We start from the raw sequence: 18,067 nt of genomic DNA on the forward strand, positions 1-18,067 counted from the left end.
AACCTGACAGGATGAAGAGAATAATTTTTTTGGCGGCTTAGCGTCAAAAACATGTTACAAACCACGCTTTACGAACTCAGCCTGAAAAAAAACCGCCGATAAACGGCGGTTTTTTGTTGCGCGGTGCAATTATTCAGCACCGTCTTTTTTGCTTTCGCTACCGGTAGCGGCGGCAGGCTTGCGGCGCTTACCGATGTTTTTGCGATCGCGGTGGCGCAGCTTAACGCGTGGCTTGTTCTCTTCTTCTTTCTTCTTATCTTGTTCTTTACGCTTCGCCAGCACTTTCTTCGACGGTTTGCCTTTGAGCTTCTGGTTCGGCGTGCGCGTGGTCGGACGCAGCTCATCAATAGTGCGCGCTTTCAGCGGTTCGCTGATATAGCGGCTGATTTTATCGAGCAGCAGATAATCGTGCGCTTCTACCAGCGATAGCGCGGTGCCTTTACGACCCGCGCGACCGGTACGACCAATACGGTGCAGATAGACATCGGCAGTACGCGGCAGATCAAAGTTAATCACGTGGCTGACGTCATCCACGTCAATGCCGCGTGCGGCGACGTCGGTGGCAACCAGCACATTAACCCGGCCATCCATCAGACGCTTCAGCGCTTCATTACGCTTTGCCTGCACCATCTCGCCTTCAAGATAGCTGGTTTGAATACCCGCTTCGTGCAGCCAGCTAACCAGCTCATGCACGCGATCGCGCTTACGGACAAAAACGATCGAGCGGGTCGCCTCAGGCTGTTTCAACAGATGCACCAGCAGTTTGGTCTTATGCGCGACGTCGTCAGCGCGGTAGTACCACTGTTGGATCTTTTTACGTTCGCGACGTGAAGGATCGGAATCCAGCTCCACCGGCTCGTTCAGCAGACGCTCGGCAAAATCTTTCACGCTGTTGCCTTCCAGCGTCGCAGAGAACAGCATGGTCTGCTTACGCCAGCGGGTTTCCGCCGCGATCGTTTCGATATCCTGCGCAAAACCCATGTCCAGCATGCGGTCCGCTTCATCCAGGATCAAAATCTCTACGGCGCGACAGTCGAAGTTTTCTTCTTTAATGTATTGCAGCAGGCGGCCCGTGGTGGCGACCACAACATCCTGGTTTTCACTGAACACTTCAGCGTGGTTCATATAGGCCACGCCGCCGGTAATCGTGGCGATGTCCAGCTGAGTATGCTTAGCCAGTTCCTGCGCCTGATCGGCAACCTGCATCGCCAGCTCACGCGTCGGCGTCAGGATCAATACCCGTGGCGGGCCCGATTTTTTACGCGGGAAGTCCAGCAAGTGTTGCAGCGCGGGCAAAAGATAAGCCGCCGTTTTCCCGGTCCCGGTTGGTGCTGAACCCAACACGTCGCGACCATCCAGCGCGGGGGGAATCGCTTCTGCCTGGATAGCGGTAGGGCGGGAAAAGCCTTTGTCCTGCAGGGCTTCCAGCAGGCTTTCATCAAGTTCGAGTTCGGAGAATGTGGTTGCGGTCATGTTCTACCTCAGTTTGGGGCGCTGATTATAGACAGATTAGCGGCGATCTTCATCTGTTTGTCGGCAGTTTATCGCTTTTAACCCTCTCTTATTTCCCCTATGCTGGCACCGATTTTGTCTTTGGTCCTGATTATGTCGCAATCAAAACGCCCGTTACGTGGCAACGGCTTTACTTTTAAACGCTTTTTTATCGCGCACGACCGCTGTGCGATGAAAGTGGGCACCGACAGTATTTTGCTTGGCGCCTGGGCACCGGTTGCCCGGGCGACGCGTATTCTGGATATTGGCAGCGGCAGCGGTCTGCTGGCGTTAATGCTGGCGCAGCGTACGGCATCCACCGTCGCGATCGATGCCGTCGAGCTGGATGAAGATGCGGCCTGCCAGGCGCAGGAAAACGTCGCGCAGTCGCCCTGGGCACAGCGTATCCATATTCATCAGGCCGATATCCTTGAATGGGCGCCACGTCAGGCACAACGTTATTCGCTGATTGTCAGCAATCCGCCCTATTTTACGCCAGGCCCCGCCTGCGCCTCATCGGCGCGCGATATGGCGCGCGCCACGCATACCCTTAACCATGAAAGTTTACTGCGCTGTGCGGAAATACTGATTGGCGAAGAGGGTTTCTTTTGCCTGGTGCTGCCGGAAGAAGAGGGGAAGCAGTTTGTCAGCCTGGCGCTGGCGCGCGGCTGGCATCTGCGTTTTCGTAATGATGTGGCGGAAAACAGCACGCGCTTACCGCATCGCGTGCTGCTGGGCTTTTCCCCGGCAGCGGGCGAGCTGCTACAGGAGCGCATGGTGATTCGTGGGCCTGACCAGCGCTACTCGCCCGCGTTTTGCAGCCTGACCCAGGATTTTTATCTGTTTATGTAGCCAGGCGGCAGCAAAATCGTGGGGCCGGATTGCGGCAGCGCGGTGGGATAATCGAGCGTAAAGTGCAGGCCACGGCTCTCTTTACGCTGCATCGCACTCTGGATAATCAGTTCGGCGACCTGCGCCAGATTACGTAACTCCAGCAGATTGTTAGAGATGCGGAAATGGCGGTAATATTCTTCGATCTCCTGCTGGAGCAGCGCAATGCGGCGGCTGGCGCGCTCCAGACGCTTCGTGGTGCGCACAATGCCGACGTAATCCCACATAAACAGCCGCAGCTCATGCCAGTTATGTTGAATCACCACGCGCTCATCCGAATCATCCACCTGGCTTTCGTCCCAGGCCGGTAAAGTATCGACACGGTTAACCTGCGGCAGCGTGCGCGCCATCTCTTCTGCGGCAGACCAGCCATACACCAGACACTCCAGCAGCGAGTTGGATGCCATACGATTCGCCCCATGCAAACCGGTATAGCTCACTTCACCAATGGCATACAGCCCCGCGAGATCGCTGCGGCCATGCTGATCAACCATCACGCCGCCGCAGGTGTAATGCGCCGCCGGTACAATCGGTATCGGCTCGCGGGTTAAATCGAAACCCAGCGAGCGCAGCTTCTCGTCGATCATTGGAAAATGCGCGCGAATAAACTCAGCGGGCCGGTGGCTGATATCCAGATACATGCATTCAACGCCCAGCCGTTTCATCTCATGATCGATAGCGCGCGCCACGATATCGCGCGGTGCCAGCTCGGCGCGTTCGTCAAAATCGGGCATAAAGCGGCTGCCGTCAGGGCGGCGTAAATAAGCGCCTTCACCGCGCAACGCTTCGGTTAATAAAAAATTGCGCGCCTGAGGATGATAGAGGCAGGTGGGATGGAACTGATTAAATTCCATATTGGCGACGCGACAACCCGCACGCCAGGCCATAGCGACGCCATCGCCGGAAGCGACGTCAGGGTTCGTGGTGTATTGATAAACTTTCGCTGCGCCACCGGTCGCCAGCACCACGGCGCGTGCGCTACAGGTTTCCACCTGCTCGCGGTTACGGTTCCAGATCCAGGCACCCAGCACACGGCGAGGGCCGGGCACGCCTAATCGGTCAGAGAGGATAAGATCAACGGCGTTGGTGCGTTCAAGAATGCGAATATTAGGATGGCTTAGCGCCTGGCTGACCAGCGTGGTGACCACTTCGCGTCCGGTGGCATCCGCGCTGTGTAAGATGCGTCGGTGACTGTGGCCGCCCTCGCGCGTTAAGTGATAGCGCTCTGCGCCGTCGGGCTGGGTTTCCTTATCAAAGGCGACGCCATGTTTTATCAGCCACTCCACGCAGTGACGCGCGTTGCGGGCGATAAAATCCACCGCGTCACGCTCGCACAGCCCGGCACCGGCAATCAGCGTATCTTCCACATGCGATTCGATGCTGTCCATCTCATCAAAAACGGCGGCGATACCGCCTTGCGCATACAGGCTTGAGCCTTCGCTCACCGCGCCTTTGCTTAATACGGTAACCTGTTGTGTCTCTGCCAGCCGCAAAGCCAGTGATAAGCCTGCCGCGCCGCTGCCAATAATCAAAACATCGCACTGATAATCGGATATATCGCTCATGGTGTTTATTATACTAAACAAGTGGTCAGCTGAGCATAAGCGCAAAGCGTCCGCTTAAAAAGCGTTAAATGCACGCTCAGGCACAATCTGCGACAACGCGTGCGCCTCTTTTGCGCTGACAATGGCTCTGTTTGCGTTGAAAAGCGTCGGAAAAGCGCGTTTTTAACGCAAACTGTTTATTATGGCGAACACGACGCAATAATTACGCGTTAAAGATGAAAATATCGTGCGCATCGGGTACTCTGCGGCTTACGTCAGATAGCCGGTTAATGATGAAAAACAGGTCGGTGCCGGTGGTTTTCTGGACACAATTACTATTTTGTCAAAGAAAAGTATCCGGTGACGTAACAAAAAAGTGGCTTAACTGAACTATTGTCTTATGACCGGCTCTAACGGGGGCTTGCTCATAAAGTTGAGTGATCGCTGCTGGTTCAATTACGCGTGGAGAATGATTTGAGGAGATATTACCTCGGATGAGCGAGCAATTAACGGATCAAATTCTCGTTGAGCGGGTACAGAAAGGAGATCAGAAGTCATTCAATTTACTGGTTGTACGTTACCAGCATAAAGTGGCGAGCCTGGTTTCGCGCTACGTACCGTCAGGCGACGTACCCGATGTGGTACAGGAATCCTTTATTAAAGCTTATCGTGCGCTGGACTCATTCCGCGGCGATAGCGCATTTTATACCTGGTTATACCGTATTGCCGTTAACACCGCGAAAAACTACCTGGTTGCTCAGGGAAGGCGTCCGCCGTCCAGCGATGTGGATGCGATGGAGGCCGAGAATTTCGAAAGCGCCGGGGCGCTGAAAGAAATATCGAACCCTGAGAACTTAATGTTGTCTGATGAATTGAAACAGGTAGTGTTCCGTACCATTGAATCGCTCCCGGAAGATTTACGTATGGCGATCACGCTGCGGGAGCTGGATGGTTTAAGCTATGAAGAGATAGCAGCCATCATGGATTGTCCGGTCGGCACCGTCCGCTCGCGTATTTTTCGCGCACGAGAGGCCATCGATAACAAAGTTCAACCACTTATCCAACGTTAGAAATAACGGATACAGGAAGGGTACTGAGGCATGCAGAAAGAAAAACTTTCCGCTTTAATGGATGGCGAAACTTTGGACAACGAAGTGATTTCCGCATTGTCTAAAGACGCTACACTGCAACAAAGATGGGAAAGCTATCATCTTATCCGCGATACGTTGCGTGGCGACGTGGGCGAAACGGTGCATTTTGATATCGCCGCGCGTGTTGCCGCCGCTATCGAACAGGAACCGGCGCGCAATGTAGCAACGTTTATTCCGGAAGCGCAGCCAGAGCCCGCTCGCTTTGAAAAAATGCCGTTCTGGAAAAAAATGCGTCCCTGGGCGGCGCAGATTACCCAGGTCGGTGTTGCCGCCTGCGTCTCTCTGGCGGTGATTGTCGGCGTGCAGCACTATAACCAGCCGCAGGATGCGGGTCAGGCTTCAGAAGCGCCGGTTTTCAATACGCTGCCGATGATGGGCAAAGCGTCTCCGGTCAGCCTCGGCGTGCCGTCTGACAGCTTTGACACCAACAGCGCCAGCCAGCAGGTGCAGGAGCAGCGTCGTCGGGTGAACGCGATGCTACAGGATTACGAGCTGCAGCGTCGTTTACATACTGAACAGATGCAGTTTGATGCGCATGGCCCACAGCAGGCGCAGGTTCAGGTTCCAGGAAATCAGTCGTTAGGAATACAGCAGCAGTAATGAAGCAGCTCTGGTGTGCCGTTAGCCTGTTGGCTGGCGGCCTGTTTTATTCGTCCATCGCCCCGGCGCAGGAAACTGCATCCGGGGCGTTGTTGCAACAGATGGAACAGGCTAGTCAGTCTCTCAATTATGAACTCGCCTACATCAACGTCTCCCGGCTGGGTATTGAATCGTTACGCTATCGCCATGCGATAATTGATAACAAGGTTTACGCACAGCTGTTGCAGATGGATGGACCGCGTCGGGAAGTGATTCAACGCGGCAACGATATCAGCTACTTTGAGCCTGGGCTGGAGCCTTTTTCTCTGCCCGGTTCGCATATCGTTGATGCGTTGCCCTCCCTGGTTTATGCCGATTTTAAACATTTAACCGCCAGCTACGATTTCGTGCCTGTTGGACGCACGCGTATTGCCGATCAGCTGTGCGAAGTGGTGCGTATCGTGGCGCGTGACGGAACGCGTTACAGCTACATTGTCTGGCTGGATAGCGAAACCAAGCTGCCGCTGCGTATCGATCTGCTGGATCGCGACGGCGAAACGCTGGAGCAGTATCGGGTCGTCAGCTTTGCCGTTGACGAAGGCGTACGCAATTTAATGCAGGGGCTGGAAAAGGCGAATTTGCCGCCGTCGCTCTCGGTGCCGCAGGCGCAAAAGGTGGCTTTTAACTGGCAGCCAACGTGGCTGCCCGCCGGTATGAAAGAGGTGGCACAAAGCCGACGTAACCTGCCGGCGCTGAATAAGTCTGTGGAATCAAGGTTCTATTCCGACGGGCTGTTTAGTTTTTCCATTAACGTGAGCCCGGCGGATAAAAATAGCACTACGCAGCTGTTGCGTACCGGCCGCCGTACGGTGCAAACTGCCACCCGCAACAACAGTGACATTACCATCGTGGGCGAATTACCGCCCTCTACGGCGAAGCGTATCGCCAACAGTATTAACGTAGGTACACAACGATGATGAGAGAATGGGCCACCGTGGTTGCGTGGCAGGATGGCATCGCCACGCTCCACTCGGAAGTGAAAACCACCTGTAACAGCTGTTCAGCGCGTAAAGGCTGCGGCAGCGCGATGCTCAACAAGCTGGGGCCGAAAAACGCGCATGTGATGCAGATTGCCAGCGAAAAGCCGCTGCAGCCCGGTCAACGGGTTGAACTGGGGATTCGTGAAAGCAGCCTGTTAAGCTCTGCGCTGCTGGTCTATATGACGCCGCTGCTGGGGCTGTTCCTGCTGGCCGGGCTGTTTCAGATGCTGTTTCATACCGACCTGGCTGCCGCCTGCGGCGCCTTGTTGGGCGGCATCGGTGGCTTTATTGTCGCGAAAGGCGTTTCGATGCGTTTTGGCGAAGGCGAAGCCTTCCAGCCGGTGATTCTCAATGTCATGCTGCCGCCCGATGTGTTGCGGGTTGAGCAAGAATCCCACTAAATATCAGCCGGACGGTTCATTTCGTCCGGCTAATGTTTTACGCTTTTTTGCACTTCACTTACGGCAAATACGCTATCATCCCGTTTTCCTTGCTTTATCTCCCGGCGCGATGATTCCACCACCCTGATATGTCGTGTACAATGCGCCATTCGGGCGCTCTCCGCCTGTGATATTCCACGCTCTCCTGAGGTTGCATCGCGAGAGTTTCAGCATTTGTAAGGCAGAAAAACCTCCATAATGAAGCATATAAGAAACTTTTCGATCATCGCGCACATCGACCACGGCAAATCGACCTTATCAGATCGTTTGATCCAGATTTGCGGCGGCTTAACCGATCGTGAAATGGCTGCGCAGGTTCTGGACTCAATGGATCTGGAGCGTGAGCGTGGCATCACTATCAAAGCGCAGAGCGTGACGCTCGATTACAAAGCGCAAAGCGGTGAAACTTACCAGCTCAATTTTATCGACACTCCAGGCCACGTTGACTTTTCCTATGAGGTCTCGCGTTCTCTTGCCGCCTGTGAAGGTGCGCTGCTGGTGGTAGACGCAGGGCAGGGCGTGGAAGCGCAAACATTGGCTAACTGCTATACCGCCATTGAAATGGATCTGGAAGTGGTGCCGGTACTGAACAAAATTGACCTGCCAGCGGCCGATCCCGATCGTGCGGCGCAGGAAATTGAAGATATCGTCGGCATCGACGCCACGGATGCGGTGCGTTGCTCGGCCAAAACCGGCGTTGGCGTACCGGAAGTGCTGGAGCGCCTGGTGCGTGATATCCCGCCGCCGGAAGGCGACCCGAACGCGCCGCTGCAGGCGCTGATCATCGACTCATGGTTTGATAACTATCTGGGCGTAGTGTCGCTGGTGCGTATCAAAAACGGCACCCTGCGCAAAGGCGAAAAGATCAAAGTGATGAGCACCGGTCAGGTCTATAACGCCGATCGCCTGGGTATCTTCACGCCGAAACAGGTCGATCGCGACGTGTTGAACTGCGGCGAAGTAGGCTGGCTGGTTTGTGCGATCAAAGATATCCTTGGCGCACCGGTAGGCGATACTTTAACCGGTTCCAAACACAGCGCAGATAAAGCGCTGCCGGGCTTTAAGAAAGTGAAGCCGCAGGTGTATGCCGGTCTGTTCCCGATCAGCTCCGACGACTATGAAGCCTTCCGTGATGCGCTGGGCAAGCTGAGCCTGAACGATGCCTCGCTGTTCTATGAGCCGGAAAGCTCAACGGCGCTGGGCTTTGGTTTCCGCTGTGGCTTCCTGGGTCTGCTGCATATGGAGATCATTCAGGAGCGTCTGGAGCGTGAATACGATCTCGACCTGATTACCACCGCGCCGACCGTGGTATACGAAGTGGAAACCACCGGCGGTGAAACCGTGTATGTCGACAGCCCCTCTAAGCTGCCGCCGTTAAACAACATTAACGAACTGCGTGAGCCGATCGCAGAATGTCATATGCTGATGCCGCAGGAGTACCTGGGCAACGTGATCACGCTGTGCGTTGAAAAACGCGGCGTTCAGACCAACATGGTTTATCACGGCAATCAGGTTGCGTTGACCTATGAAATTCCGATGGCGGAAGTGGTGCTGGACTTCTTTGATCGTCTGAAATCCACTTCGCGCGGTTACGCCTCGCTGGATTATAACTTCAAGCGCTTCCAGGCGTCCGACATGGTGCGCGTCGACGTATTGATCAACGCCGAGCGCGTTGATGCGCTGGCGCTGATTACCCACCGTGACAACTCGCAGTATCGTGGTCGCGAACTGGTGGAAAAAATGAAAGAACTGATCCCGCGCCAGCAGTTTGATATTGCGATTCAGGCGGCGATCGGTAACCACATTATCGCCCGTTCGACGGTAAAACAGCTGCGTAAAAACGTTATCGCCAAATGTTACGGCGGCGACGTCAGCCGTAAGAAAAAGCTGTTGCAGAAGCAGAAAGAAGGTAAGAAGCGCATGAAGCAGGTCGGCAACGTTGAGCTGCCGCAGGAAGCGTTCCTCGCCATTCTGCACGTGGGCAAAGACAGTAAATAAGGATATCTGATGGCTAATATGTTTGCCCTGATTCTAGCGATCGCCACGCTGGTCACCGGCATTATCTGGTGTATTGACCGATTCAAGTGGGCACCGGCCCGCCGTGCGCAGCAGGCTCAGGCTCAGGCGCAAACCGGCAATTCGCTGGATGATAAAACGCTGGCGAAAGTGGCGAAGCAGCCCGGCTGGGTCGAAACCACGGCATCGGTGTTTCCGGTGCTGGCGGTGGTGTTTGTGGTGCGCTCATTTATTTATGAGCCTTTTCAGATCCCATCCGGCTCCATGATGCCGACGCTGCTGATTGGCGATTTTATCGTGGTAGAGAAATTTGCCTACGGCATCAAAGATCCCATTACCCAGACGACGCTGATCCCGACCGGACATCCAAAGCGCGGCGACATCGCCGTGTTTAAATATCCTAAAGATCCCAGCCTGGACTATATCAAGCGCGTTATCGGCCTGCCGGGCGACCGCGTGACCTATGATGCGCTTAATAAAACGCTGACGGTTAATCCGGCTTGTGACAGCGGTAAATCCTGTGATAAAGCGCTGCCGATCACTTATTCAGATGTGGCGCCCAGCAACTTTATCCAGACGTTCAGCGGCTTTGACGGCAATGAATCCGGCAACGGTTTCTGGCAGGTTCCGCCGGGCGAAACCATGCCTGGCGGTCTGCGCCTGGCGGGCCGTAAAGAGACGTTGGGTGATGTTACTCACAATATTTTACTGGTAACAGAAGCGCGAAGTCAGGCCAGCATGTATTATCAGCAGCCGGGACAGCCGCAGGCGAGCTGGGTAGTACCCGCAGGACACTATTTTATGATGGGCGATAACCGTGATAACAGCGCTGACAGCCGTTACTGGGGATTCGTACCAGAGAGAAACCTGGTTGGCAAAGCGACCGCTATCTGGATGAGCTTTGAAAAACAGGAAGGCGAGTGGCCAACCGGCGTTCGTCTGAGTCGTATTGGCGGCATCCACTAAGGTTGTCGTGAGTAAAACGGATGGCTTCCCGTCTGCGGGAAGCCACTGCAAACGAAACTGTTTAGCGTTGATTATCGTCAGCCCTGTTTCGTATGCAGCATAATTGACGCATTATTGAAATTGGTATCGCATGAATCCCATCCTCATTAATAAGCTCCAGCGAAAGCTGGGCTACACTTTTACTCATCAGGATCTGCTGCAACAGGCATTAACCCACCGGAGTGCCAGCAGTAAACATAACGAACGTCTTGAGTTTCTTGGCGATTCTATCCTGAGCTTTGTTATTGCTAATGCGCTTTATCACCGCTTTCCCCGCGTGGACGAGGGCGATATGAGCCGCATGCGCGCGACGCTGGTAAGGGGAAATACCCTGGCGGAGATGGCGCGCGAATTTGATTTGGGCGAATGCCTGCGCCTGGGGCCTGGCGAGCTGAAAAGCGGCGGTTTCCGTCGTGAATCGATCCTGGCCGATACCGTTGAAGCCTTAATCGGCGGCGTGTTTCTCGACAGCGACATTCAAACCGTCGAGCAGCTGATCCTTAACTGGTATCAAAGCCGTCTGGATGAGATCAGCCCCGGCGACAAACAGAAAGATCCAAAAACGCGTCTGCAGGAGTATCTGCAGGGTCGTCATCTACCGCTACCCTCCTATCTGGTGGTGCAGGTACGTGGCGAAGCGCACGATCAGGAATTTACCATTCACTGTCAGGTGAGCGGCATGGCAGAGCCGGTGGTGGGCACCGGTTCAAGCCGTCGTAAAGCTGAACAGGCAGCGGCCGAACAGGCGCTGATTAAGTTAGGACTCGAATGAGCGAACAACAGATGCACTGCGGCTTTATTGCGATTGTCGGCCGCCCCAACGTTGGCAAATCCACGCTGCTGAACCAGTTACTGGGGCAGAAGGTTTCCATCACCTCGCGTAAACCGCAAACCACGCGCCATCGCATTATGGGCATCCATACCGAAGGCGCTTATCAGGCGATTTACGTGGATACCCCCGGCCTGCACATCGAAGAGAAGCGGGCGATTAACCGTCTGATGAACCGTGCCGCCAGTAGCTCCATCGGCGACGTAGAGCTGATCATTTTTGTGGTGGAAGGCACGCGCTGGACCGCCGATGATGAGATGGTGCTCAACAAGCTGAAAGAGAACAAAGTGCCGGTGCTGCTGGCGATCAACAAAGTCGACAACATCACCGATAAATCGATTCTGCTGCCGCACCTGCAGTTCCTGAGCCAGCAGATGGAATTTATGGATATGGTGCCGATCTCCGCAGAAAGCGGGAAAAATGTCGATACCATTGCCAGCATCGTGCGCAAGCGCCTGCCGCAAGCCGATCATCACTTCCCGGAAGATTACATCACCGATCGCTCGCAGCGTTTTATGGCGTCGGAAATTATCCGTGAAAAACTGATGCGTTTTCTCGGCGCTGAGCTGCCCTATTCGGTCACGGTTGAGATCGAACGCTTTATCACCAATGAGCGCGGCGGTTATGATATCAACGGCCTGATTCTGGTTGAGCGTGAAGGCCAGAAGAAGATGGTGATTGGCAACAAAGGCGCCAAAATCAAAACCATCGGTATTGAAGCCCGTAAGGATATGGAAGAGCTGTTTGAGATGAAAGTGCATCTTGAACTGTGGGTTAAAGTGAAGTCGGGCTGGGCGGATGACGAGCGTGCGCTGCGTAGCCTGGGCTATGTTGACGATCTCTGATTGCTGAATGGAAGGCTGGCAGCGCGCGTTTGTCTTGCATGGGCGGCCCTGGAGCGAAACCAGCCTGATGCTGGATCTCTTTACCGAAAATCATGGTCGGGTGCGCGTGATCTCCAAAGGGGCGCGCGCTAAGCGCTCCCATCTCAAGGGGGCGCTGCAGCCTTTCACGCCGCTGCTGGTGCGCTGGGGCGGCCGTGGCGAAGTCAAAACGCTGCGCAATGTCGAGGCGGTCTCGCTGGCTTTGCCCTTAAGCGGCACCACGCTCTACTGCGGCCTGTATGTCAACGAGCTGGTGGCGCGCGTGCTGGAGCATGAAACCCCTTTCCCTGAACTCTTCTTTGATTACCTTCACTGCATTCAGTCTCTGGCGCAGGCCAACGGCAGCCCGGAACCGGCGCTGCGGCGGTTTGAGCTGGCGCTGCTCGGTCACTTAGGTTATGGCGTCGATTTTCTGCACTGCGCCGGAACCGGCGAAGAGATTGAAGATGGCATGACCTACAGCTATCGTGAAGAAAAAGGTTTTATCGCCAGCTTGGTGATAAACCAGCGCAGCTTTACCGGACGGCATCTGCGGGCGCTGGCGGAGCGCGATTTTCCTGATGGCGATACGCTGCGGGCGGCAAAACGCTTTACTCGTATGGCGTTAAAACCGTGGCTGGGCGGCAAGCCGCTAAAAAGCCAGGAGCTGTTCCGTCAGTTTATCCCTAAAAAGCGCGCTGATACGCCGGATAGCCAGGCGTAAATACAGCGAGCGCCGAGGCGTTTCGCTGCCTGAATAACTGCAACATTCTGAGGATTGTCATGGCTGAGTTGTTATTAGGCGTCAATATCGATCATATCGCTACCGTGCGTAACGCGCGCGGCACCCACTATCCCGATCCAGTGCAGGCGGCTTTTGTTGCCGAGCAGGCGGGCGCGGACGGCATTACCGTGCATCTGCGTGAAGATCGTCGTCATATCACCGATCGCGACGTGCGTCTGCTGCGGCAGACCATTGAAACGCGCATGAATCTGGAGATGGCGGTCACGGAAGAGATGTTAGCCATCGCCTGTGAGCTGAAACCGCATTTCTGCTGCCTGGTGCCGGAAAAGCGTCAGGAAGTCACCACCGAAGGCGGCCTGGATGTGGCGGGCCAGCAGGCGAACATCAGCGCGGCGGTAGCGCGTCTGAGCGCGGCGGGCATTCTGGTTTCCCTGTTTATTGATGCCGATGTGCGGCAGATTGATGCGGCCGTTGCCGCAGGCGCGCCCTATATTGAAATCCACACCGGCGCTTATGCCGAAGCGGAAGAGGGCAGCGCGCGTGACGCTGAGCTGGCGCGTATTCGTCAGGCGGCGAGCTACGCGGCCGCAAAAGGGCTGAAAGTCAACGCCGGGCACGGCTTAACCTATCATAACGTCCTGCCGATTGCCGCGCTGCCGGAAATGCACGAGCTGAATATCGGGCACGCCATTATTGGCCGCGCGCTGATGAGCGGGCTGGCGGATGCGGTAAAAGAGATGAAGCAGCTGATGCGGGAAGCGCGTCGCTAATGGCTATTCTCGGACTGGGCACCGATATCGTTGAAATCGAGCGTATCGAAGGGGTGATCAGCCGTTCAGGCGATCGCCTGGCGCGCCGCGTGCTAAGTGAAAACGAGTGGCAACAATATCAAAAGCATCAGCAGCCGGTGCGTTTTCTCGCCAAGCGTTTCGCGGTAAAAGAAGCGGCGGCGAAAGCATTCGGCACCGGGATCCGCGGTGGCCTGGCGTTTAATCAGTTTGAAGTCTATAACGATGCGCTTGGTAAGCCGGAGCTACGCTTTTTTCAGCAGGCGGCCGAGCTGGCAACCAAACTGGGGGTGCAAAACGTGCATGTTACGCTGGCTGATGAGCGTCACTACGCGTGCGCCACGGTGATTATTGAAAGCTGAGGCGGAAACGCCTCATACTGCCTGCTGGATAAGCACAAACTTTTCCCACAGCTGATCACGATTTTCCTGATGCGCCGGATCGGTAACAATGGTGTTATCGATTGGGCAAACGCTCATGCAGGTCGGCGTATCGTAATGTCCTACGCACTCAGTACAAAGCCAGGGGTCGATAACGTAAATTTCATCGCCCATGGAAATCGCCTGGTTTGGGCATTCCGGTTCGCACATATCGCAATTAATGCATTTTTTAGTGATCAGTAACGCCATGATGTTCCCGGTCCCGCCTGAATAACCTAAAGCGCGGTCATTATACGCGCGCTAACAGATCATACCAGTTTTTTTACCAGCGACTCGCTGTGGCGAATATAGTCGGAAGCGCGCTCGGCATCCTGCTGCACCAGCGCCATAAACAGTAAGTCGGTCAGCGCCAGCTGAGCCGAAGTCGAGGAGATCGCCGCGCTGCGCGTGCTCTGTTCTTCCGCCACGGTATAGAGGCAATGCGTCGCACACTGCTGCAGTGTGTTTGGCGTAAAACCGGTAAAGGCCAGCACATAAGCGCCAACGCGCACCGCCTCCTGAGCGGCAAGATTGATCTCACGTCGTTCGCCGCTGTAGGAGATAGCCAGCAGCAGATCCCCGGCGCGTAGCGCCTGTACGCTGGCCAGCAACGCGTGCATATCCTGTTCCGCCACCGCGCTGATGCCGATTTTCATCAGCTTCCATGAAAAATCTTTCGCCACCAGCCCCGATGCGCCCATACCGACCAGCACAATACGATCGGCGCGTTTTATCAGCGCCAGCGTCTCCAGCAGCTTTTCTTCGCTGTTGATATCCAGCGTGGCGCGGATCGCCGAGACCTTTTCCGTAAACAGCTTTTCGCCCACCACCTTTAGCGGATCGCCGCTTAAAATATGGTTATGTACCGTAATCGACTCTTTAGCCTGCAACGATTCATTCAGCGCCAGCTTTAGCGCCGGAAAACCCTTATAGCCCAGCTTTTGGGCAAATTTAACCACGCTGGACTGACTCACGCCCGCTTCCTGCGCCAGGCGCGGTGAGCTAAGCTGGCAGGCATGAGCGGGCTGCGCCAGAAGATAATCGGCCAGCCGACGCTCGTTCAGCGCCAGCCCCGAATAGAGTTGGCGGATGCGTAACAAGGCACTCATGGCGGACTCCTTCAGATTGATATTGCCAGCTAAAAGCGGACGTGAACGCCACTTTAGCAACTTACCCACTGAAGAATAAGCATAAAGCATTGTTGAAGTGATGTTATAACGCGGATCAAAACGGAAGCCAAATCACATTGCAAACAGGCTGCCGTTAGCCAGTGATGGCTGCTACTGTCTACACTAATGAATGCTGAAGCAAAAGGCTTATTGAAGGAGAGCGGTTTAATGGCGGACTCGCAACGACGAGTGGTATTTTTCGATCTGGACGGTACCTTACATCAACAGGATATGTTTGGCACCTTTATGCGCTATCTGCTGTGGCGACAACCGCTTAATTTGCTGTTGGTGATACCGCTGTTGCCGGTGGTGGGCGCAGGGTTGTTGATCAAGGGGCGCGCGGCGCGCTGGCCCATGAGCCTGCTGCTGTGGTCGATCACCTTTGGGCACAGCGAAGCGACATTGCAGCGCCGTGAGGCGAACTTTGCCCGCTGGTTCCGGCAGCGCGTGGTGGCGTTTCCCGTGGTGCAGCAGCGCCTGACCGATTATCTCAGCAGCGAGGATGCTGATGTCTGGTTAATCACCGGTTCGCCGCAGCCGCTGGTGGAGCAGGTCTATTTCGATTCCGCTTTTCTGCCGCGCGTGAAGCTTATCGCCAGCCAGATGGCGCGAGGCTGGGGCGGGCGTGTTCTTAGCCTGCGCTGCCTTGGTCATGAGAAAGTCGTGCAGCTGGAAGAGAAAATCGGTACGCCGTTACAGCTCTACAGCGGCTACAGCGACAGCAAACAGGATAACCCGTTGCTCTACTTTTGCCAGCATCGCTGGCGCGTTACGCCTCATGGGAAACTGCAACAACTGGAATAATTGGGTCTATTAACTGGTTTGGTTATAATGCCAGCCGCATTTTTTCCGCTGGAGAGTACTGTGGGCGAAACAAGTGATGAATACTGGATGCGCTATGCGTTACAGCTGGCGCAGCGGGCGCGTGAGCAGGGCGAAGTTCCGGTGGGAGCAGTGCTGGTACAGGGCGAACAGATGATTGGCGAAGGGTGGAACGGGCCCATCGGTCAGCACGATCCCACGGCGCACGCCGAGATGATGGCGCTGCGTCAGGGAGGCCAGGCGCTGGGGAACTATCGCCTGCTCAATACCACGCTTTATGTCACGCTGGAGCCGTGTGTGATGTGCGCGGGCGCGATTGTTCATAGCCGCATTGATCGGCTGGTGTTTGGCGCCAGAGATGGAAAAACCGGCGCGGCCGGTTCGCTGATGGATATTTTGGGACATCCGGGCATGAACCACCAGGTCAAGGTGGTGCATGGCGTGCTGGCAGATGAATGTTCCGCGATACTCAGTGATTTTTTTCGTATGCGCCGCGAACAAAAGCGCGCGCAGCGCCTGGCGCAGCAGCAGGCCGATCCTTCCTGAAACCGAATCAGTTCATGGCGATATCAGGCGCAACCGCCGGATAACCTTCGCCTAAAGCGGCCTCCAGCGCCTTGCGCTGGGCCAGCTTTTTCTCCTGCTCTTGCAGGTAACCCACCAGGCTGAGCTGATACTTGCGAATATTCTCCACATAATTATAGGCCTCGTGCCCGCGCGCATAGCCATAGGTGGTCTGGCTGTAATAGCGCTTCTGGCTCAGCATCGGCAAACGTAGCTTAACGTCTGCCCAGCTATCGGGATCGCCACCCTGTTTTTCGGTCAGCTTGCGCACATCCAGCATATGCGCGTAACCCATGTTATAGGCTGCCAGCGCAAACCAGATACGTTCATCTTCCGGCACCGAGGAGGGGAATTTATCCATCATGCGCAGCAAATATTCGGTGCCGCCGCGCACGCTCTGCTCAGGATCAAGACGATCGCTGACGTTCAGGCTTTCGGCGGTATTGCGCGTCAGCATCATCAGACCGCGTACGCCGGTTGGCGACGTCGCCTGAGGATTCCAGTGCGACTCCTGATAAGAGATTGCCGCCAGCAGTCGCCAGTCTATTTCCGTCGCATAGCGCTCAAACAGCGGGCGGATGCCGGGCAGCGTATCATCGATCGCACGCAGAAAGGTGCGGGTATCGACATAGTCAAAGGCGCCGACATGACCAAGGTATTTCTCCTCCAGTCGCGCCATCGCGCCTTCCTCTTCCATCTGGCTAAAGAAATCAAGCATCGCCGCAGAGAGGCTGTCATCCTCATCGCGCTGCGTATACCAGGTGACCGGCTCTTCCTCGGTGATATCAAACGCCACCGCCAGCTGCGGATGAATACGCTGCAGCAGCCCGATGGTAATGGAATCTCCAACGGTGTAATCCAGCTCGCCGTCCGCAACCGCTTCCAGCAACGCTTTTGGCCCTTGGTCGGTCGAGATAGCCCAGTCCAGATCGGGGTACTGATTCTCTTTGATATTACGCAGCGTAGACATATAGGCGGAGCCGGAAGCCACCGTCAGCCGTCCTTTCAGGTTGCCGAGGTTCTTTGGTCGCGGGGTGCCGATGCGATAAACCAGCTGCTGCGAAACGGAATAATAACTGGGGCCGGTACGAAAACGCGCCAGCCGCTCGCTGTTATAAATCAGCCCGGCAGCCAGCAGATCGGCATCATTATCATCCAGGTCGTCAAACAGGTCATTGAGATTCTGGCGCACAGTAACCTGCAACGTGACGCCCAGATAATCGGCGAAGCGCTTCGCCAGCTCGTAATCCATTCCAGCCGGTGCGTTATTGACGGTGTAGTAAGTCAACGGGGAATTAATGGTACTGATTCGTAGCACTCCCCGTGATTTTATCTGCGCAATTTTATCCTGTGTCCCGCCGTACCACGGGATGGTTGGCCAAAGCGCTACTGCCAGCAGCACGGTGATCAACCCGATAAGCAGATAATTAATTTTCAGGCGTTTCAAATAGTTATCTCTCGGTGGCTCTCAGGCCTCTGTCTCTTCGGGCAGCGTTTGTTATCTATTAAATCCCAGAGCGTGGAGCATTTTGCGCAACAAAGCGGCGTAGAGCAACTTTAATAGCAGGAATCGTGTAATTTTCAGGCTATTTCTCAGGGTGGAAATTTCCACGCAAACGGTTTCGTTACCGGCGTCGTTTCTTTATAATACCGCCCGTTTTCCCTGTTGCGCCCAAAGAAGCGTCCTCCGGCGCTCTGACGAGAGATCTTA

General features: G+C 55.2%; 19 protein-coding genes. 14 read left to right on the top strand and 5 right to left on the bottom strand.

Annotated elements, in window-relative coordinates:
* Positions 1–129: 129 nt before the first annotated feature.
* A complete protein-coding gene (gene srmB / locus J2X14_RS16200; protein WP_352412213.1) occupies positions 130–1,473 on the bottom strand; it encodes an ATP-dependent RNA helicase SrmB in 1,344 nt (447 codons plus the stop codon).
* Positions 1,474–1,605: 132 nt separating this feature from the next.
* On the opposite strand from srmB, the gene trmN reads away from it, so the two are divergent.
* Positions 1,606–2,343: a tRNA(1)(Val) (adenine(37)-N(6))-methyltransferase TrmN gene (gene trmN / locus J2X14_RS16205; RefSeq protein WP_352412214.1), complete on the top strand. Its 738-nt coding sequence runs from the start codon at positions 1,606–1,608 to the stop codon at positions 2,341–2,343.
* Here trmN and nadB read toward each other — a convergent pair.
* Positions 2,328–3,947 carry an L-aspartate oxidase gene (nadB, locus tag J2X14_RS16210; RefSeq protein ID WP_352412215.1) on the bottom strand — a complete coding sequence of 540 codons (1,620 nt, stop codon included), beginning with the start codon at positions 3,945–3,947 and terminating at the stop codon, positions 2,328–2,330. The two genes, trmN and nadB, sit on opposite strands and share 16 nt — an antisense overlap.
* Positions 3,948–4,420: 473 nt before the next feature.
* On the opposite strand from nadB, the gene rpoE reads away from it, so the two are divergent.
* The 11 genes from rpoE to acpS all read left to right on the top strand — a co-directional run bounded on the left by rpoE (position 4,421) and on the right by acpS (position 13,744).
* Positions 4,421–4,996, top strand: a complete 576-nt coding sequence (gene rpoE / locus J2X14_RS16215) for an RNA polymerase sigma factor RpoE (protein WP_085070649.1) — start codon at positions 4,421–4,423, stop codon at positions 4,994–4,996.
* A gap of 30 nt (positions 4,997–5,026) precedes the next feature.
* Positions 5,027–5,677 carry an anti-sigma-E factor RseA gene (gene rseA, locus J2X14_RS16220; protein ID WP_352412216.1) on the top strand — a complete coding sequence of 217 codons (651 nt, stop codon included), beginning with the start codon at positions 5,027–5,029 and terminating at the stop codon, positions 5,675–5,677.
* A complete protein-coding gene (rseB, locus tag J2X14_RS16225; protein ID WP_352412217.1) occupies positions 5,677–6,633 on the top strand; it encodes a sigma-E factor regulatory protein RseB in 957 nt (318 codons plus the stop codon). The genes rseA and rseB overlap by 1 nt, the downstream gene beginning before the upstream one ends.
* Positions 6,630–7,097, top strand: a complete 468-nt coding sequence (gene rseC / locus J2X14_RS16230; protein WP_352412218.1) for a SoxR-reducing system protein RseC — start codon at positions 6,630–6,632, stop codon at positions 7,095–7,097. The genes rseB and rseC overlap by 4 nt, the downstream gene beginning before the upstream one ends.
* 237 nt (positions 7,098–7,334) lie before the next feature.
* A complete protein-coding gene (gene lepA, locus J2X14_RS16235; protein ID WP_352412219.1) occupies positions 7,335–9,134 on the top strand; it encodes a translation elongation factor 4 in 1,800 nt (599 codons plus the stop codon).
* A 9-nt stretch (positions 9,135–9,143) separates the two neighbouring features.
* The gene (gene lepB / locus J2X14_RS16240) at positions 9,144–10,118 is read left to right on the top strand and encodes a signal peptidase I (RefSeq protein ID WP_352412220.1); all 975 of its coding nucleotides are present in this window, start codon (positions 9,144–9,146) and stop codon (positions 10,116–10,118) included.
* A gap of 130 nt (positions 10,119–10,248) precedes the next feature.
* Positions 10,249–10,929, top strand: a complete 681-nt coding sequence (gene rnc, locus J2X14_RS16245; protein WP_352412221.1) for a ribonuclease III — start codon at positions 10,249–10,251, stop codon at positions 10,927–10,929.
* Entirely contained in the window at positions 10,926–11,831 is a 906-nt protein-coding gene (gene era, locus J2X14_RS16250; protein ID WP_352412222.1) for a GTPase Era, read from the top strand. The genes rnc and era overlap by 4 nt, the downstream gene beginning before the upstream one ends.
* Positions 11,832–11,838: 7 nt before the next feature.
* Positions 11,839–12,573, top strand: a complete 735-nt coding sequence (gene recO, locus J2X14_RS16255; protein ID WP_352412223.1) for a DNA repair protein RecO — start codon at positions 11,839–11,841, stop codon at positions 12,571–12,573.
* Positions 12,574–12,632: 59 nt separating this feature from the next.
* Positions 12,633–13,364: a pyridoxine 5'-phosphate synthase gene (gene pdxJ, locus J2X14_RS16260; RefSeq protein ID WP_352412224.1), complete on the top strand. Its 732-nt coding sequence runs from the start codon at positions 12,633–12,635 to the stop codon at positions 13,362–13,364.
* Positions 13,364–13,744 carry a holo-ACP synthase gene (gene acpS, locus J2X14_RS16265; RefSeq protein ID WP_352412225.1) on the top strand — a complete coding sequence of 127 codons (381 nt, stop codon included), beginning with the start codon at positions 13,364–13,366 and terminating at the stop codon, positions 13,742–13,744. Before pdxJ ends, acpS begins: the two co-directional genes overlap by 1 nt.
* Before the next feature lie 12 nt (positions 13,745–13,756).
* On the opposite strand, the gene J2X14_RS16270 is transcribed toward acpS, so the two are convergent.
* Both J2X14_RS16270 and J2X14_RS16275 read right to left on the bottom strand, forming a co-directional pair.
* Positions 13,757–14,011: a YfhL family 4Fe-4S dicluster ferredoxin gene (locus J2X14_RS16270; protein WP_352412226.1), complete on the bottom strand. Its 255-nt coding sequence runs from the start codon at positions 14,009–14,011 to the stop codon at positions 13,757–13,759.
* A 59-nt stretch (positions 14,012–14,070) separates the two neighbouring features.
* Complete coding sequence (locus J2X14_RS16275) at positions 14,071–14,910, bottom strand: MurR/RpiR family transcriptional regulator (protein ID WP_352412227.1); 840 nt, start codon at positions 14,908–14,910, stop codon at positions 14,071–14,073.
* Between the two features lie 228 nt (positions 14,911–15,138).
* Between J2X14_RS16275 and yfhb the strand changes: the two genes are divergently transcribed.
* Positions 15,139–15,774, top strand: coding sequence for a phosphatidylglycerophosphatase C (gene yfhb, locus J2X14_RS16280; protein ID WP_352412228.1), 636 nt, complete (start codon positions 15,139–15,141; stop codon positions 15,772–15,774).
* Between the two features lie 60 nt (positions 15,775–15,834).
* Positions 15,835–16,338, top strand: a complete 504-nt coding sequence (gene tadA, locus J2X14_RS16285; RefSeq protein WP_352412229.1) for a tRNA adenosine(34) deaminase TadA — start codon at positions 15,835–15,837, stop codon at positions 16,336–16,338.
* A gap of 7 nt (positions 16,339–16,345) precedes the next feature.
* On the opposite strand, the gene mltF is transcribed toward tadA, so the two are convergent.
* Positions 16,346–17,803 (bottom strand): membrane-bound lytic murein transglycosylase MltF, encoded by a 1,458-nt coding sequence (mltF, locus tag J2X14_RS16290; RefSeq protein ID WP_352412230.1) that lies wholly within the window; start codon positions 17,801–17,803, stop codon positions 16,346–16,348.
* Positions 17,804–18,067: the final 264 nt, after the last annotated feature.

The sequence above is a fragment of the Mixta sp. BE291 genome, assembly GCF_031457955.1.
Classification (GTDB): domain Bacteria; phylum Pseudomonadota; class Gammaproteobacteria; order Enterobacterales; family Enterobacteriaceae; genus Mixta.

Bases quoted from the DNA above. Each gene is read 5' to 3' on its own strand.
- rpoE (WP_085070649.1), top strand. From the start codon at position 4,421: ATGAGCGAGCAATTAACGGATCAAATTCTCGTTGAGCGGGTACAGAAA.
- yfhb (WP_352412228.1), top strand. From the start codon at position 15,139: ATGGCGGACTCGCAACGACGAGTGGTATTTTTCGATCTGGACGGTACC.
- rseC (WP_352412218.1), top strand. From the start codon at position 6,630: ATGATGAGAGAATGGGCCACCGTGGTTGCGTGGCAGGATGGCATCGCC.
- nadB (WP_352412215.1), bottom strand. From the start codon at position 3,947: ATGAGCGATATATCCGATTATCAGTGCGATGTTTTGATTATTGGCAGC.
- recO (WP_352412223.1), top strand. From the start codon at position 11,839: ATGGAAGGCTGGCAGCGCGCGTTTGTCTTGCATGGGCGGCCCTGGAGC.
- rnc (WP_352412221.1), top strand. From the start codon at position 10,249: ATGAATCCCATCCTCATTAATAAGCTCCAGCGAAAGCTGGGCTACACT.
- lepB (WP_352412220.1), top strand. From the start codon at position 9,144: ATGGCTAATATGTTTGCCCTGATTCTAGCGATCGCCACGCTGGTCACC.
- lepA (WP_352412219.1), top strand. From the start codon at position 7,335: ATGAAGCATATAAGAAACTTTTCGATCATCGCGCACATCGACCACGGC.
- acpS (WP_352412225.1), top strand. From the start codon at position 13,364: ATGGCTATTCTCGGACTGGGCACCGATATCGTTGAAATCGAGCGTATC.
- J2X14_RS16270 (WP_352412226.1), bottom strand. From the start codon at position 14,011: ATGGCGTTACTGATCACTAAAAAATGCATTAATTGCGATATGTGCGAA.
- pdxJ (WP_352412224.1), top strand. From the start codon at position 12,633: ATGGCTGAGTTGTTATTAGGCGTCAATATCGATCATATCGCTACCGTG.
- rseB (WP_352412217.1), top strand. From the start codon at position 5,677: ATGAAGCAGCTCTGGTGTGCCGTTAGCCTGTTGGCTGGCGGCCTGTTT.
- srmB (WP_352412213.1), bottom strand. From the start codon at position 1,473: ATGACCGCAACCACATTCTCCGAACTCGAACTTGATGAAAGCCTGCTG.
- rseA (WP_352412216.1), top strand. From the start codon at position 5,027: ATGCAGAAAGAAAAACTTTCCGCTTTAATGGATGGCGAAACTTTGGAC.
- trmN (WP_352412214.1), top strand. From the start codon at position 1,606: ATGTCGCAATCAAAACGCCCGTTACGTGGCAACGGCTTTACTTTTAAA.
- J2X14_RS16275 (WP_352412227.1), bottom strand. From the start codon at position 14,910: ATGAGTGCCTTGTTACGCATCCGCCAACTCTATTCGGGGCTGGCGCTG.
- era (WP_352412222.1), top strand. From the start codon at position 10,926: ATGAGCGAACAACAGATGCACTGCGGCTTTATTGCGATTGTCGGCCGC.